This is a genomic window from Streptomyces sp. cf386, assembly GCF_900103585.1.
Classification (GTDB): domain Bacteria; phylum Actinomycetota; class Actinomycetes; order Streptomycetales; family Streptomycetaceae; genus Streptomyces.
Map to the genome: position 1 here is coordinate 449,917 of NZ_FNHV01000001.1, position 13,941 is coordinate 463,857.

Below are 13,941 nucleotides of genomic sequence, written 5' to 3' on the forward strand. Positions count from 1 at the left end.
CATTCGACCGTACGCCGCAGCCGGACGGCCCTCCAGTCGATCACCGGGCCGGCTGCGGCGCCCCTGGTCAGCGCCCGGCGCGGATCAGCCCCGTGAGATAGCGCCACAGGGACGAGCGCTGCCGGGTGGCCTGGTCCGGCAGGACCGGATCGATCGCCTCGGGTGCCGATTGCGCCGCCGGGTCCGTGGCCGTCCGCTGCGCCGGTACTCGCTCGGACGCGGCGGGCCCGGCGGGCCTCGCGGCGAGTTCGTACCGTACCGGCAGTGAGCGCAGGCCGCGCATGAACGGCGAGGAGCGCCACGGTAGTTGGTCGGCCGGGAGGGCGAGGTCGAGATGGGAGAACCGCTCGAAGAGCCGGCCCACGCCGACCGCCGCGACCGTGGACGCTAGCTCACGCGCCGGGCACTGGCGAGGGCCCGCGCCCCAGGACAGATGGGCCCGGGTGCTGATCGTGCTGCTCGATGCCACGTGGTCGGCGAAGAGCGGGTCGGCGTGCGCGGCGGCGGAGGAGACCCACACCGGGTCGCCCGCCCGGATCGTGTAGTTGCCGAGCGGGGCGTCCTTGGTGGCGAAGCGCGGGACGAAGTTCACCAGGGGCGGCTTGCGCATGACCACGCGGTTCATGGTCTCCCGGATCATCCCGGCGGAAAGGCTGGCGCGGACGCCGCCGTCGCCGTCGCCGGAGATGACCTCGACCACGGTGTTGGACATGAGGATGCCGACGTGGTCGGAGGTCATGCCGAGCAGCATGAACAGCTCACGGGCCAGGTCGTCCAGCGACAGTTCGGGATGCGCGGCCAGCAGGTAGGAGGGGAAGTCGTCCCCCGGCTCCTTCAGCTTCACGGCGGCCAGTTCCGCGAGCGTCGCCAGCAGCCTTTCCAGCGCGGGCTCGGCGTCCGGGCCCGCGTCCAGGACCCGCCACATGTCCATGAGCGCGTCGTCGCCCTGGGAACCGGGGAAGCCGAGCAGATGGCTGGCGACCATCAGCGGCAGCGGGCGGGAGAACTGCGCGGACAGGTCCGCCACGCCCGTGCCGCCGCCCTGCCCGACGAGGGTGATCAGCTCGTCGGCGTAGGCGGTGACGGCCGCCTTCAGTCGCTTCGCCTGGGGGTGCGCGGGATCCTGGAACGGCTTGAGTGCCGCGTCCCAAGCGGTCCGCAGCGGTTTGTATCCGGGACCGCCCTGGATCAGGACGTGGTTGACCTCCAGGGACGGTCCGAGCGGCCAGTCGGCGGGCACTTCGCCGTCCGAGCGGGCCCGCCAGTTCTCCAGCCCCTTCGGCCAGCCGTCGTCGTCCTGGAGTACCTGGAGCGCCTCCCGGTAGCCGAGGACGAGCCAGGCGGGCACGCCCAGCAGATCGACCGGGGCGACGGGTCCGTGCCGCTGCCTCAGCCGCTCGTACACGAGCGAGGGACGCGTCTCGTAGTCGCGGGTCAGCAACGGCTGGGGAGCCAACTCCTCCAGCCTGGTGCCGTCGACGCCCACGGGTCCGCTCCCACCCACCTGGGACTCCATCTGCCTGCCGCCCCCTCCGACACTCCCCGCACCGGCGTACTACCAGTCAGTAGCCGGCAACGTCCGCGACCCTACCCCAGGGGCCCTCGGGGGTGAACGACGGGGGCGAGGGAGGTCAGCCGGTCGTCGGCGGGATGTTCTGGTTGGCGTGGAAGAAGTTGTCCGGGTCGTAGGTGTGCTTCGTCGCGGCCAGTCGGTCGTAGTGGCCCCGGTAGGTGGCGCGGACGCGGTCCGGACTCTCCCCTTCGCCGAGGAAGTTGATGTAGGAGCCGCCCATGGAGTACGGATGCAGGTCGCTCCAGTAGTCGACGCACCACTGCCGGACCAGCCCGGCGTTGGCGGGGTCCGGGTCGATCCCGGCGATCACCGCGGACCACACGGCGTCCCGGTAGGCCCAGGCCGTGTCGTCGGCACCGACCGAGTGGGCCTGCGCATCCACCGGGTACAGGTGCATCAGGGACAGCTCAGTGGGGAGGTTGTCGCCGTACTTGTGGTGCACCTCGATCGAGGCGTCGGAGATCTCGTCGAGGAAGTCGCCGCGCCAGTACCACTGGTAGCCCTTGGGGATCAGCTCGTCGAACATGCCCTGGAGGGCGGGGTAGGGCATGGGGGTGGTGAAGTGGAAGGCGGGCGGCGCCGGTTCGTTCACCGTGGCCAGTGCCTGCTCCAGGCGTTCACCCGCCAGGTCACCGGTGTAGCACCAGACGACGCCGCACATCTTCTGCCCGTGGATCGGCTCGGGGAACGGCGGTCCGGGTGGGATGGTGAACAGGGTGAAGAAGCCGTTGAGGTCCTGCGGTGCGGCCGGTAGGAACTCCCGGTACCAGCGCAGTACTTCCGGGGTGCTGTCGACCGGCCACACCGTCACCGCGACGCCAACGGTGTCCACCGGGTGCAGCCGGAACCTGAACGACGTGACGACGCCGAAGTTCCCGCCGCCGCCCCGCAGCGCCCAGAACAGCTCGGGGTGCTCCTCCTGGGACGCGGTGACGAAGGTGCCGTCGGCGAGGACGACGTCGGCGGACAGCAGGCTGTCGATGGTCAGGCCGTACTTGCGGGTCAGATGACCGTGGCCGCCGCCGAGGGTGAGGCCGCCGACGCCCGTCATCGAGATGATGCCGGACGGTACGCCCAGGCCGAACGTGTGGGCCGCGTGGTCGAGGTCGCCCAGCTGCGCGCCGCCGGCCACCTGCGCGGTCATCGTGCTCGGGTCCACACGCACCCCGCGCATCGTTGACAGGTCGAGGACGAGTCCGTCGTCGACCAGGCACAGACCCGGTCCGCTGTGCCCACCGCCGCGCACCGCGAGCTCCACTCCGGTGTCCCTGGCGAAGGAGAGGACGGCCCGTACGTCCGCCACGTCCACGCACTGCGCGATGGCAGCGGGCCGCCGGTCGATCATGGCGTTGTAGATACTGCGGGCCTCGTCGTAACCCGGGTCCCGCGGGGTGATGACAGGCCCCCGCAGTCCCTCGCGCAAGACCTCCAGTGCCGTTCCGTCGATGCCGCCCATGGCCGGACCCCTCTTGATGAAGACGTCTGTGAAGTCGTCTGTGTGAAGACGGTGAACCGCGGACGGATGGCGGCGCCTGACGTCCGGGCGGGCAGCGGGGGCGTGGTGCGCGGATCCGTTCGCACGTCGTGTCGATGGTCGATGTCGGCAGGACACAGCGGCCCCGCCATGTCCCAGTCTTCACCTCCCCATGGACGTCCGCACGTCGATCGGGGAAAGGGGAAACGGCCCGGGGCCGCTCTCCGGCCCGGGCCGCCCGCCCGGCGTCAGGCCAACTCCTCGGCGGGCTTCGCCCCGTGATCGCGCAGCCAGGTGACCAGGGCGTCGTGGCCGGAGCGGTGGGCCGCGTCGAGGGCGGTCAGGCCGTCGTACCCGATCCAGTTGATGTCACCGCCCCGTCGCAGCAGGTAGTCGGCCATCTGCCGCTGTCCGCCGTGGCAGGCACACCACAGGGCCGAGGTGACGTCCTCCTTGGTGGGCGGCTCCGACTCGGCCGTGAAGCAGACCGCGACACGGTGGGCCTCGCCGAGGGCGGCGGCCTGCCACAGGGTGGTGCGGGCGCCGCGCTCCACCAGTCGCCGCGCGCTGTTCCACTGGCCGAAGGCCACCGCGTCCGCCAGCGGTGTGCCGTTGCCGATGACCGCGCCGTCGGCCTCGATGTCGGCGCCGAGGTCGAGCAGCGCGTCCAGGACGGGCACGTCGTCGCAGCTCGCCGCCCAGTGCAGCGGGGTCTCGCGGTGGGCGCCCGTGAAACGGGCGTTCACCTCCGCGCCCGCGGCGACCAGCGCGGCCACCGTCCGGGGGCCGTCCGGCAGGTGGCCGGGCCAGTCGGTGACGATGTGCAGCAGGGTCCGGGCGCTCTTCATGGTGCCGAGCCGCGCCGTGACCAGCCCCGGATGCGCGGTCAGTAGTTCACGCAACGCGTCCACGTCGCCGGTGCGGATCGCCTCGCCGGCGGCGCGGGCCAGCGGAGCGGTCGTGTCGATCAGCATGGACCACCTCCCGGATTCCCCGAGAACGAATTCCTGAAAACGGATTCCTCGGAACCGGATTCCTGAAAACGGATTCCCTAGAAGCTGAAGGTCATGAACGCCCCGAGGCCGCGATCGGCCGCCTTGCCGAAGAACTCGACCAGTTCCTTGTAGCCGTCCTCGAGCCACTCCCCGCCGTCGTCGTCCCAGATGCGGGGGTACACATCCTCCTTGGTCATCTCCTCCGCGTCGTAGTGCGCCGCCACCTGCTCCCACGGGGTGGCCCGCAGTTGCCGTGCGATGGTCACGACGTCCTCGGCGGCGTACCCGAACAGGGTCCCGTCCTCCAATATCGTGAACCCGTCCATCAGGAACTCGAGTTCCACATCGCTCTCGTCGAGCAGGAACTGGAGGCCGGCCCACATCTTGTCCAGGCCGACGTCGGGACGGTCCTGCAGCGAGTCGTCGTCGCCTTCGTCGTAGTACTCGTAGACGAAGTCATTGGCCCAATCGGGCTCCTTCACCGCCCTGTCCAGTTCCTCCGTCGTCGCGCCGATGAACGAGATGTACATGCCCATTACAAGTATTCCCCCTGTGAACGAACCGTCCGGCCTCTTGATCGAACAACGAGGCCGAGTGTTCCACAGGGCACTGACAACCGGGTTGAGCTCCCTCTGTTACGCTCCCCGGGCCTCCCGCGGGGGAAGTCCGGTGAGAGCCCGGCGCTGACCCGCAACGGTGTGCGTGAGGACCTGGTCGTCCGTCGCGCGAGCCCGATCGCCCGTGGTTGGCGCGACCCGTTGACTGCTCGCCGAGGACTGCGAGGGGGGACCGCGCGGCCGGCACGGTCGTTCGGGCTGTCTCTCTGCCAGAGGTTCACAGGCGGCCCCAGGCGAAGGACCACCCCGCCCGTGCACCGAAGTCCGCCCCGGATACCGGCATCTCCACCACGAACCAGTACGTCACGCGTGCCCGTGCTGCCGCTCGCCCTGGGACTGGGGCTGCTGCTGCTCGTCTCCCTCGTGTGCGGCGTCGGGCTCGGAGCCGCCGGAATCGGGTGGGGCGATGTCTTCCGGCTGCTCGGGGCCGGGTTGACCGGCGGGACCATCGACGCCCGGGACGTCGCCTCGTACACCATCGTCTGGGAGATCCGGCTGCCGCGCGTCGTGCTCGGCGCGATCGTCGGGGCCGGGCTCGCGGCCGTCGGGGTGGCCGTGCAGGCGATGGTGCGCAACGCGCTCGCCGATCCGTTCGTGCTGGGCATCTCCTCCGGCGCCGCGGTGGGCGCCAACGCGGTGATCCTGCTGGGCGCGTTCGCGGGGCTGGGGGTGTGGGCGCTGTCCCTGTCCGCCTTCGCGTCGGCGCTCGCGGCGATGGCGCTGGTGTACACCGTGGCCCGCTCACCGCACGGGCTCACCCCGCTGCGGCTGATCCTGACCGGGACGGCACTGGCGTACGGCTTCGAGGCCGTCACCACCGTCATGGTGTTCGGCGCGGCCCGGGGCGAGGCCGCCCGGTCGGCGATGATGTGGCTGCTGGGGAGCCTGGGCGGCGCGACCTGGGCTCAAGTACCGCTGGCCGCGGTGACCGTGGCGGCCGGATGGGCGTGGCTGCGCTGGCGGGCCGAATCGCTGAACGCCCTCGCCATGGGGGACGAGACGTCGGCCGCGCTCGGCGTCCGGCCGACGCTGCTGCGCAGGGAGTTGTTCCTCGTCACCGCCGCCGTGACCGGGACCGTGGTCGCGGTCAGCGGGGCCATCGGGTTCGTCGGGCTGATGGTGCCGCATGTCGTGCGGATGCTGGTCGGCGCCGATCACCGGCGGGTGCTGGCCGTGGCGCCGCTCGCCGGAGCCGTGCTGCTCGTGTGGGCCGACCTGCTGTCCCGGCTCCTGCTCGCCCCCGCCGAGCTGCCCGTCGGTGTGATCACGGCCGTCGTCGGGGTCCCCGCGTTCCTGGTGCTGATGCGGCGCGGCGGCTACGCGTTCGGGGGCCGGTGACCATGCGGCTCGACATCGAGGGCGTCACGGTCGAGGCCGCCGGGGCACGGCTGGTCGACGACATCCGACTCGCCGTGGACAGCGGGGCGTTCGTCGGGCTCGTCGGCCCGAACGGCAGCGGCAAGTCCACGCTGCTGCGCTGTGTGTACCGGGCGCTGCGTCCGGCCGGCGGCGTGGTGCGGCTGGACGGGGACGACGTACACGCCATGGCGCCCCGGGCCGCCGCGCGGGTACTGGCGGCGCTGCCCCAGGAGTCGGCGGCCGAGTTCGACTTCACGGTCGCCGAGGTCGTGGCCATGGGACGGCTGCCGCACCGGGACCGTACGGCCGCCTCCGACCGGGAGATCTGCGCCGCCGCCATGGAGCGCACCGGCGTCGCCCAGCTCGCCGACCGCGGGTTCCTCGCCCTGTCCGGCGGCGAGAAGCAGCGCGTGCTCATCGCCCGCGCGCTCGCCCAGCAGCCGAAGGTACTCGTCCTGGACGAGCCCACCAACCACCTCGACATCGCCCACCAGTTGGACGTGCTGTCCCTGGTGCGGGCCGATGGCCTGACCGTGCTGGCCGCCCTGCACGACCTCAATCTGGCCGCCGCGCACTGCGACGTCCTGTACGTCGTCGCCGGCGGCCGGGTCGTCGCCTCGGGCCCGCCGCACGAAGTCCTCCGCCCCGACCTGCTCGCCGAGGTGTTCGGGGTCCGTGCCCATCCGGTACGGCACCCGGAGACCGGCGCGGTCCAGCTCCTGTTCGACCTCCTCCCCCAAGGATCCACATGCGCAAGCTCATAGCCACCGCCCTCTGCCTCGCCGCGACGGTCACCGCGACCGGCTGCGGAGCCACGGTGGAGAAGTCGGCGGACGCCAAGTCCGAAGCGGTCACGCTCACCAACTGCGGCCGGAAGGTCACCTACGACGCGGTGCCCGAGCGCGTCGTCACCAACGACGTCGGCATCACCGAGCTGATGTTCGCCCTCGGACTCGAGGACCGCATGGCCGGGTTCGCCATGCCGGACGACAAGGGCGATCTGACCGACGTCCCCTGGAAGGACGGCTACGACAAGGTCCAGTGGCTGTCGAAGGACCAGCTCACCAAGGAGAACGTCCTCGACGCCCGCGCCGACCTCGTCTTCGCCGGCTGGAACTACGGCTTCCGCCAGGACGGCGGCTTCACCCCCGACGCCCTGAAGAAGCTCGGCATCCCCTCGTACGTCCTCACCGAGTCCTGCCTCAACGGCCATACGGAGACCTCGCGCGGCATCATGCCGCCCCTGGACGCCCTGTACGCCGACCTCACCAACCTGGGGAAGCTGTTCGGGGTGGAGAAGCGGGCCGCCACTCTGATCGCCGACTTCAAGAAGCAGATCGCCGAGGTGCAGACGAAGGCACCCACGGGCGCCGACCGGCCGAAGGTGTTCCTGTACGACAGCGGACAGGACCAGCCCTTCACCTCCGGCCGCTACGCCACCCCCGAGCAGATCATCAGCAAGGCCGGCGGGATCAACGTCATGCACGACGTCCAGGACTCCTGGACCACCGCGGGCTGGGAGAGCGTCGTCCAGCGCGACCCCGACGTCATCGTGATCTGCGACTACGGCGATGTGAGCGCCGAACAGAAGAAGAAGTTCCTGCTCTCCTACGCGCCCCTGCGGAACGTCTCCGCCGTCAAGCACAAGCGGATCTTCGTCCTCGACTACGTCGACCTGGTCGAGAGCCCCCGCAACCCGTCGGCCATCGCCCGCCTCGGCGCCTATCTGCGGACGGTGGCCGAGGAGCGCTGACCGCCGGCGCCGGACCGCTCGAAGTGGCTCGGCCTCCCGTCGCGGTGGACCAGCCGACCGAGAGTCTCCGCCCGCGCGCGCGGCATGAGGGTCCAACCGCCATCGGGCTCGCGCAGGGCGGCCGAGTGCCAGGGAGTGGTCCAGGCGTCGGGTGCGTCGAGCAGTCGGATGCCGAACTTGGCGGCACCGGCCGGCTGGGGGTGGATCGACAGGCGTACGGCGCGCGGGTGGTGGTCTGCGATCAGTGCGCCCCAGGCACGGCTGCGCTGGATGACGCCGTACGCCCGTCTGCGGCACTCGCGTTGGAGCGCGGAGCGGGTGCCGGGGAAGTCGGCCGTGTCCTCGACGAGGAAGCGGGTGATGCCCCGGTACAGCGCGAGGGTGGGGGCGTCGGTGCGGACCTCGGCCCGCAGGGCCTCCAGGGTGGGGGCGTAGCGGTCGTGGACGTGGGCGCGTTTGGTGGCGTGGGGGAGGTCGTCGCCGAGGACGTCGCGCAGGTCGAAGACGGAGAGGCGGTCCAGGTCCGACTCCCGTATCAGCGCGCGTAGTTCGTCCGCGTATGCGTCTATGTGGTCGTCGGGGACGCGGATCAGGTCGCCGAAGACATGGCCGTCGGAGCAGATGACGACATGGGCGCCGGGCGGGTGGATCCGCTCGATCCGCCTGCACAGCGTGTCCAGGAACGCGAGGGAGAGGCGTTCGCCCATGTCGGGGAGGTGGCCCAGGGTCTTGGCCGGGTTGGGTGACTTGCAGGGGAAGCCGGGCAGGGTGAAGGCGATGGGGGCGCCCTCGCGGACGAAGTCGGTGATCCTGCGCAGCTGCCGGGGGAACGCCTCGGCCGGGGCGCGGGTCTGGTCGGTCGTGCGGTGGTGGGGCAGGAGCAGGTTCAGTATCTGCGCGCTGGTGGACTCTGCCTGGGCGACGCCGACGGTCTCGGCCTGCGCGACGCCGACGGTCTCGGCCTGCGCGCCGGTGGTCCTGGTCTGCGCACCGGCCGTCTTGGGGAGGGTGTCCGGTGCGGTCGTCAGCGACATGTCGTCTCTCCTCGGGTCGTGCGGGCATGGCGGCATGGCGCCGGGGCGGGCCAGGCGCTGTTGGTCGGGGTGCGGTGGGTGGAGTGCGGTGGTGTGGGGTGCGGTGGTGTGGGGTGCGGCGGCGTGGGCAGGCTGGGGTGGGATCAGTCGGCGGCGGGGGCAAGCCGAAGGCGGGGGGAGGAATCAGCCGAGGGGCGGGCCAGGACCAGCCGGGAGGCCGGGACCGGGCAAGCAGCAAAGCCGGGCCGGGTGAGCAGGGAGGCCGGGGACTGGACCAGCGGGGAGGCCGGGGCCGGGCAAGCCGCGAGACCGAAGCCAGTCCAAGCCCGGCGGCCGGGGCTTGGACCAGCCACGAGGCCGAGCGCCAAATCCGACCGGCAGGCCGACCCCGGGACCAGCCGCGAGGCCGAAGGCCAAGGCCAAGGCCAACCGGGACGCCGAGCCCAGGACCTGCCGGACGCGGGGCCGAGACCAACCGAAAGCCACGGCCAAGACCAACCCGGCCCGGAGGGCCGAGCCCCACCCGGCCCGGAGGGCCAAGCCCGACCGGGACGCCGAGGCCAAGACCAGCCTTCCTCGGCCTCACAGCCGTAGGTCGTACCCCACGGGCAGGTGGTTCGTGCCGCGGCCCAGGACGGCCGGGATCCACTCGATGTCCTCGTCCCTGACGGCGAGACGCAGGCCGGGCAGGCGGGTGAGCAGGGTGCCGAGGGCGATCTGGAGTTCGGCGCGGGCGAGGGCGGCGCCGGGGCAGAAGTGGATGCCGTGACCGAAGGCCAGGTGGGGGTTGGGCGAGCGGTCCAGGTCGAGCGTGTCGGGGTCCTCGAAACGGCGCGGGTCCCGGTTGGCCGCGCACAAGGAGACGATGACCGAGTCGCCGGCCGGGACCTCAGTGCCGTGCAGGTCGCTGTCCTTGTCGAAGAAGCGCCAGGTGGTGAGCTCGAAGGCGCTGTCGTAGCGCAGGAGTTCCTCGACCGCGCGGGGCAGCAGGCCGGGTTCGTCGCGCAGTCGGGCGAGCTGGTCGGGGTGGCGGAGCAGGGCGATCAGGGCCGTCGTGATCTGGTTGGTCACCGGTTCCTGGCCCGCCACCAGCAACTGGAAGATCATCGAGTCCAGTTCCTCCTGGGACAGTTCGCCCCGGTCACGGGCCACGACGAGCCGGCCGAGCAGGTCGTCGTCCGCGCGCTCCCGCTTGTGGGTGACGACCTCGGCGATATAGCTCTGCAGGCCGTGCAGCCGCGCCTCGTACAGCGGCCGCCCCGGGTCCGTCGGCCCGACCGGCTGCACGACCTTGCCCCAGTCGCGGTCGAAGCGCGCGGCCAACCCATGCGGCAGCCCGATGACTTCGGCGAGGACCAGGAAGGGAAAGCGGGCGGCGAAGCCGGTGACCAGGTCGGTGGGTCCGGTCTCCGGAAGGGCGTCCACCAGCACGTCGGCCAACTCCTGGAACCGGGGCCGCAGTTGCTCGATGCGACGCGGCGTGAAGGCATCCGTCACGAAGCGCCGCATGTGCGTGTGCTGCGGCGGGTCCTGGTGGAGGAGGTGGACCTGGAGCCGGGAGTGCTGCGGCTCGGGCATGATCGAGGCACGGGCCCGCCAGCGGTCGTTGCCCCGGTCGTGGTTCTTGCCGAGGCGGTCGTCGTTCAGCGCGGCGTGGGCGGCGTCGTATCCCGTGACGAGCCACGCCTGTACGCCGCTGGGGAAGAGGACCGGGTGGACCGGCCCGGCCTCGCGCATCCGCTCGTACAACGGATAGGGGTTGGCCTTGTACGGGCAGCCCATCAGCGGAACCGGGTCGGGGAGCGACTCCGGGTCCGTGGCCGGAAGGGGTTCCTGGAGGGTCATGCGCGGGCTCCTCAGAGGGCGAGTTCGGGCTTGTGGTGGTCGAGCCAGAGGGCGAGGTCGACGACGCGTTCGAGGCGCAGGCGGTGGCCCCACTCCAGCCGCTCGGGCGGGGTGTCGAGGAAGGGCTTGATGCGGGTCTCGTCGGCCAGCGCCCGGACCTGTTCGACGGAGAGCGCGTCGCGGGCCAGGTCCTGCAGGCCGCGGTTGTAGTCGGGGTGGTGGGTGGCCGGGTAGTGGTTCTTGGGCCGGTGCAGGACCGATTCGGGGGCCAGCCCCGTCCCCGCGGCGCGCAGCAGGCTCTTCTCCCGGCCGTCGAAGCTCTTCAGTGCCCAGGGCGCGTCGAAGGCGTACTGGACGAGCCGGTGGTCGCAATACGGGACCCGTACCTCCAGTCCCCGGGCCATGCTCAACCGGTCCTTGCGGTGCAGGAGTTGGCGCAGCCAGCGGGTCAGGGACAGGTGCTGCATCTCGCGCTGCCGGTGCTCGGCGGGGGTCTCGCCGTCGAGGTGGGGTACGGCGGCCAGGGCGCTGCGGTAGGTGTCGTCGCGGAACTCGGCGATGTGCAGGTCGAGTTCGGGGTTGAGCGGCATGGCGGCCTCGTCGCCGGTGACCAGCAGCCAGGGGAAGGTGTCCGCCCCGAGCGCCTTCGGGTTGTGGAACCAGGGGTAGCCGCCGAAGACCTCGTCGGCGGCCTCGCCGGACAGGGCGACGGTGGAGTGCCGCCGTATCTCCCCGAACAACAGATACAGCGAGGTGTCCATGTCGCCGACGCCGATCGGCGAGTCCCGGGCCACGACGACGGCCTTGCGGTGCTCGGGGTCGAGCAGTGCGTGCGGGTCCAGTACGACCGTGCTGTGGTCGGTGCCGAGGAACGCGCCCGCCTCGGTGGCGTACGGGGTGTCGTGGCCGGTGCGCAGGACGTCGCCGGTGAACTGCTCGGCCTGGTCGCTGTAGTCGACGGCGTAGGAGCGGATGCGGGCGTCCGGGCCTTCGCGCAGGCGGAGTTCGTCGGCGAGCAGGGCGGTCAGGACGGTGGAGTCGATGCCGCCGGACAGCAGGCTGCACAGCGGGACGTCGGCCTCCAACTGACTGCGGGCGGCCTTGCCGAGCAGCGTGCTGATCCGGTCCACGGTCGTGGCCCGGTCGTCCTCGTGCGCACCGGCCTCCAGCTGCCAGTAGCGGCGCTCACGGATGCCGTCCCGGTCCAGGACGAGCAGGCCGCCCGGCTCGACCTCCCGTACGCCGGACCACACCGTCGGCCCGGTGTTGAACAGCAGGCTGTACGCCTCCCGCAGCCCGTCCGCGTCCACCCGGGGCCGTATCTCCGGGTGTTGGAAGAGCGCCTTGGGCTCGGAGGCGAAGGCGAGGCCTCCGTCGACGGCCGCCCAGAACAGCGGTTTCACGCCGAGCCGGTCGCGGACGAGGAGCAGCCGGTGGGCGCGCTCGTCCCAGACGGCGAAGGCGAACATGCCCTCCAGGTGGTCGGCGAGCCCTTCGCCCCACTCTGCGTAGGCGCGCAGCACGACCTCGGTGTCGCTGCGGGTGTGGAACACGTGCCCGCGGCCCCGGAGTTCGGCTCGCAGCTCGTGGTGGTTGTAGACCTCGCCGCTGTGGCTCAGCACGACCGTGGGTTCGTGTGGCCGGTCGGTCATCGGCTGTACGCCGCCTTCGAGGTCGATGACGGCCAGGCGGCGGTGACCGATCGCGGCGTGCTCGCCCAGCCACACACCTCCGGCGTCCGGGCCGCGTCGAGAGAGTTCGGCGGTCATGGCCTCGATGACCGGGGCCTGGGTGCGGGCGTCGCTGTGGAACGACACCCAGCCGGTGATTCCGCACATGGGGTCTCCTGGATCAGGTCGAGACGGTGTCGGTGGTCCGCTCGGGCACGGCGGCGGTCGGTCGGCCGGGCAGCGCGAGCAGCGGTACGGCAAGACAGGCGGCCACGGCTGCGAGGGCCAGCCCGGCCCGCGCTCCGTCGCCCGCCCCGTCGCCCGTCCCGGAAAGGGCCCAGGCGGCGGTGGCCAGGGCCGGGCCGAGGGTGAAGCCGAGACTGCGGGCGACCTGCACCGTCGAGCCGACGGTGGCGATCCGCTCCGGTGGCGCGGCGCCCATGACCAGGGCCTGGGTCGGGCCGCCGCCCAGGCCCATGCCGATGCCGGCCAGCGCGAGCCGCCAGGCCACGTCGGGCGGGGACCAGCCGTCGCCGAGCGGGATCAGCAGGAGCAGTCCGGCCGCGGTGAGCGCGGCACCGGTGACCGCGACCCGCCGGAACCCGTACCAGTCGGCGAGCCGTCCGCCGAACGGCCCGGCCAGCGCCATGCCGAGCGGGAAGGCGAGCACGGTCAGCCCGGTCGCGGTGGCGCTGACTCCGTCGTCCCGTTGGAGGTGCAGGGCGACGACGTAGTGCATGGCGGCGAACCCGGCCGCGAGGGCCAGCACCGCACCGTGTGCGCGGAACAGTCCCGCAGCCCGCAGGACACCGGTCACCGGACGCCCGCCCGGCCCGCGCAGCCACCACCACAACGGCGGTACGGCGGCAACCGCGAGCAGGAACCACGGCGGTTCCCCGGATCCCAGCGTCAGGGCGAGCAGCAGCAGGGCCAGCCCGCAGGCCACCGCCGGCGCGTCGGTCAGTGATCGCCGGTCGGGCCCGCGCAGGGCACCGTCCTTGGGCATCGCCCTCCAGGCCACGACCAACGCCAGCAAGCAGAAAGGGATCTTGACCAGGAACACCCAGCGCCACCCGAGGTGGTCCAGCAGCAGCCCGCCCACCGCCGGGCCGGTCACGGCGCCCAGCGGGCCGAGCGTCGCGGGCACGCTCATCGCCCGGCCGCGCGCCTCGGGTCGTACGGCGCGGATCGCCAGCACCGGCATCAGCACGAACAGCACCGCCGCGCACGCGCCCTGCCCGATCCGGGCGGCGATCAGCCAGGCGGCCCAGGGCGCGAGGGCGGCCAGCGCACTGCACAGAGCGAAGCCGGTGGTGGCCGCCAGCAGCGCGGGCCGCGTGCCCGTGCCGTCCAGCCATCGGCCGACCGGCAACAGCAGGGCCACGACCGGGAGTTGGTACCCCAGCGCCGCCCACTGCGCCGTGGCGGCCGAGACGTCCAGGCCTTCGGCGATGTCGGCCAGCGCCACGTTGACGATGTTCATGTCGAGCATCGCCACGAACGACAGCGTGCCCGCCACGGCCACGAGAACCCAGCGGTCCGTCACCCTCGCGTCCCCTCCCCCTCACGACCGGCTGCCGGACAGCAGCCTCGCTTCAGAGGTCGGGGACGCCGGGGGCTG

Annotated in this window: 11 protein-coding genes and 1 riboswitch; of the genes, 3 read left to right on the forward strand and 8 right to left on the reverse strand. The window is 72.0% G+C overall.

The annotated features are described in order from the left end of the window. Positions 1-67 precede the first annotated feature (67 nt). The 4 genes from BLU79_RS01930 to BLU79_RS01945 all read right to left on the reverse strand — a co-directional run bounded on the left by BLU79_RS01930 (position 68) and on the right by BLU79_RS01945 (position 4,572). Positions 68-1,516, reverse strand: coding sequence for a cytochrome P450 (locus tag BLU79_RS01930; RefSeq protein ID WP_093903790.1), 1,449 nt, complete (start codon positions 1,514-1,516; stop codon positions 68-70). Between the two features lie 115 nt (positions 1,517-1,631). Further along, positions 1,632-3,029, reverse strand: coding sequence for an FAD-binding oxidoreductase (locus BLU79_RS01935; RefSeq protein ID WP_177000824.1), 1,398 nt, complete (start codon positions 3,027-3,029; stop codon positions 1,632-1,634). Positions 3,030-3,295: 266 nt separating this feature from the next. Next, positions 3,296-4,021: an ankyrin repeat domain-containing protein gene (locus BLU79_RS01940; protein WP_093903791.1), complete on the reverse strand. Its 726-nt coding sequence runs from the start codon at positions 4,019-4,021 to the stop codon at positions 3,296-3,298. Positions 4,022-4,098: 77 nt separating this feature from the next. Further along, on the reverse strand, positions 4,099-4,572 hold the full coding sequence (locus BLU79_RS01945; protein WP_256333100.1) for a YfbM family protein: 474 nt from the start codon (positions 4,570-4,572) through the stop codon (positions 4,099-4,101). 128 nt (positions 4,573-4,700) lie between these two features. Then, a riboswitch (cobalamin riboswitch) is annotated at positions 4,701-4,783 on the forward strand. A 185-nt stretch (positions 4,784-4,968) separates the two neighbouring features. Between BLU79_RS01945 and BLU79_RS01950 the strand changes: the two genes are divergently transcribed. From BLU79_RS01950 to BLU79_RS01960, 3 genes are read left to right on the forward strand one after another with little or no spacing between them, the layout of a single operon-like run. Further along, complete coding sequence (locus BLU79_RS01950; RefSeq protein ID WP_093903793.1) at positions 4,969-5,997, forward strand: FecCD family ABC transporter permease; 1,029 nt, start codon at positions 4,969-4,971, stop codon at positions 5,995-5,997. Between the two features lie 2 nt (positions 5,998-5,999). Beyond that, positions 6,000-6,782, forward strand: coding sequence for an ABC transporter ATP-binding protein (locus BLU79_RS01955; protein WP_093903794.1), 783 nt, complete (start codon positions 6,000-6,002; stop codon positions 6,780-6,782). Then, positions 6,767-7,771: an ABC transporter substrate-binding protein gene (locus BLU79_RS01960; RefSeq protein ID WP_093903795.1), complete on the forward strand. Its 1,005-nt coding sequence runs from the start codon at positions 6,767-6,769 to the stop codon at positions 7,769-7,771. Before BLU79_RS01955 ends, BLU79_RS01960 begins: the two co-directional genes overlap by 16 nt. Here BLU79_RS01960 and BLU79_RS01965 read toward each other — a convergent pair. The 4 genes from BLU79_RS01965 to BLU79_RS01980 all read right to left on the reverse strand — a co-directional run bounded on the left by BLU79_RS01965 (position 7,741) and on the right by BLU79_RS01980 (position 13,866). Next, the gene (locus BLU79_RS01965) at positions 7,741-8,805 is read right to left on the reverse strand and encodes an L-tyrosine/L-tryptophan isonitrile synthase family protein (protein WP_093903796.1); all 1,065 of its coding nucleotides are present in this window, start codon (positions 8,803-8,805) and stop codon (positions 7,741-7,743) included. The genes BLU79_RS01960 and BLU79_RS01965 overlap by 31 nt on opposite strands. A 582-nt stretch (positions 8,806-9,387) precedes the next feature. Further along, the gene (locus tag BLU79_RS01970; protein ID WP_093903797.1) at positions 9,388-10,650 is read right to left on the reverse strand and encodes a cytochrome P450 family protein; all 1,263 of its coding nucleotides are present in this window, start codon (positions 10,648-10,650) and stop codon (positions 9,388-9,390) included. Between the two features lie 11 nt (positions 10,651-10,661). Continuing rightward, on the reverse strand, positions 10,662-12,488 hold the full coding sequence (gene asnB, locus BLU79_RS01975) for an asparagine synthase (glutamine-hydrolyzing) (RefSeq protein WP_093903798.1): 1,827 nt from the start codon (positions 12,486-12,488) through the stop codon (positions 10,662-10,664). Between the two features lie 13 nt (positions 12,489-12,501). Next, the gene (locus BLU79_RS01980) at positions 12,502-13,866 is read right to left on the reverse strand and encodes an MFS transporter (RefSeq protein WP_256333101.1); all 1,365 of its coding nucleotides are present in this window, start codon (positions 13,864-13,866) and stop codon (positions 12,502-12,504) included. Positions 13,867-13,941 lie beyond the last annotated feature (75 nt).

What these genes read in the sequence shown, in the direction of transcription:
- BLU79_RS01930 (WP_093903790.1), bottom strand. Translation starts at nt 1,516, where the DNA reads ATGGAGTCCCAGGTGGGTGGGAGCGGACCCGTGGGCGTCGACGGCACC.
- BLU79_RS01935 (WP_177000824.1), bottom strand. Translation starts at nt 3,029, where the DNA reads ATGGGCGGCATCGACGGAACGGCACTGGAGGTCTTGCGCGAGGGACTG.
- BLU79_RS01940 (WP_093903791.1), bottom strand. Translation starts at nt 4,021, where the DNA reads ATGCTGATCGACACGACCGCTCCGCTGGCCCGCGCCGCCGGCGAGGCG.
- BLU79_RS01945 (WP_256333100.1), bottom strand. Translation starts at nt 4,572, where the DNA reads ATGTACATCTCGTTCATCGGCGCGACGACGGAGGAACTGGACAGGGCG.
- BLU79_RS01955 (WP_093903794.1), top strand. Translation starts at nt 6,000, where the DNA reads ATGCGGCTCGACATCGAGGGCGTCACGGTCGAGGCCGCCGGGGCACGG.
- BLU79_RS01960 (WP_093903795.1), top strand. Translation starts at nt 6,767, where the DNA reads ATGCGCAAGCTCATAGCCACCGCCCTCTGCCTCGCCGCGACGGTCACC.
- BLU79_RS01965 (WP_093903796.1), bottom strand. Translation starts at nt 8,805, where the DNA reads ATGTCGCTGACGACCGCACCGGACACCCTCCCCAAGACGGCCGGTGCG.
- BLU79_RS01970 (WP_093903797.1), bottom strand. Translation starts at nt 10,650, where the DNA reads ATGACCCTCCAGGAACCCCTTCCGGCCACGGACCCGGAGTCGCTCCCC.
- asnB (WP_093903798.1), bottom strand. Translation starts at nt 12,488, where the DNA reads ATGTGCGGAATCACCGGCTGGGTGTCGTTCCACAGCGACGCCCGCACC.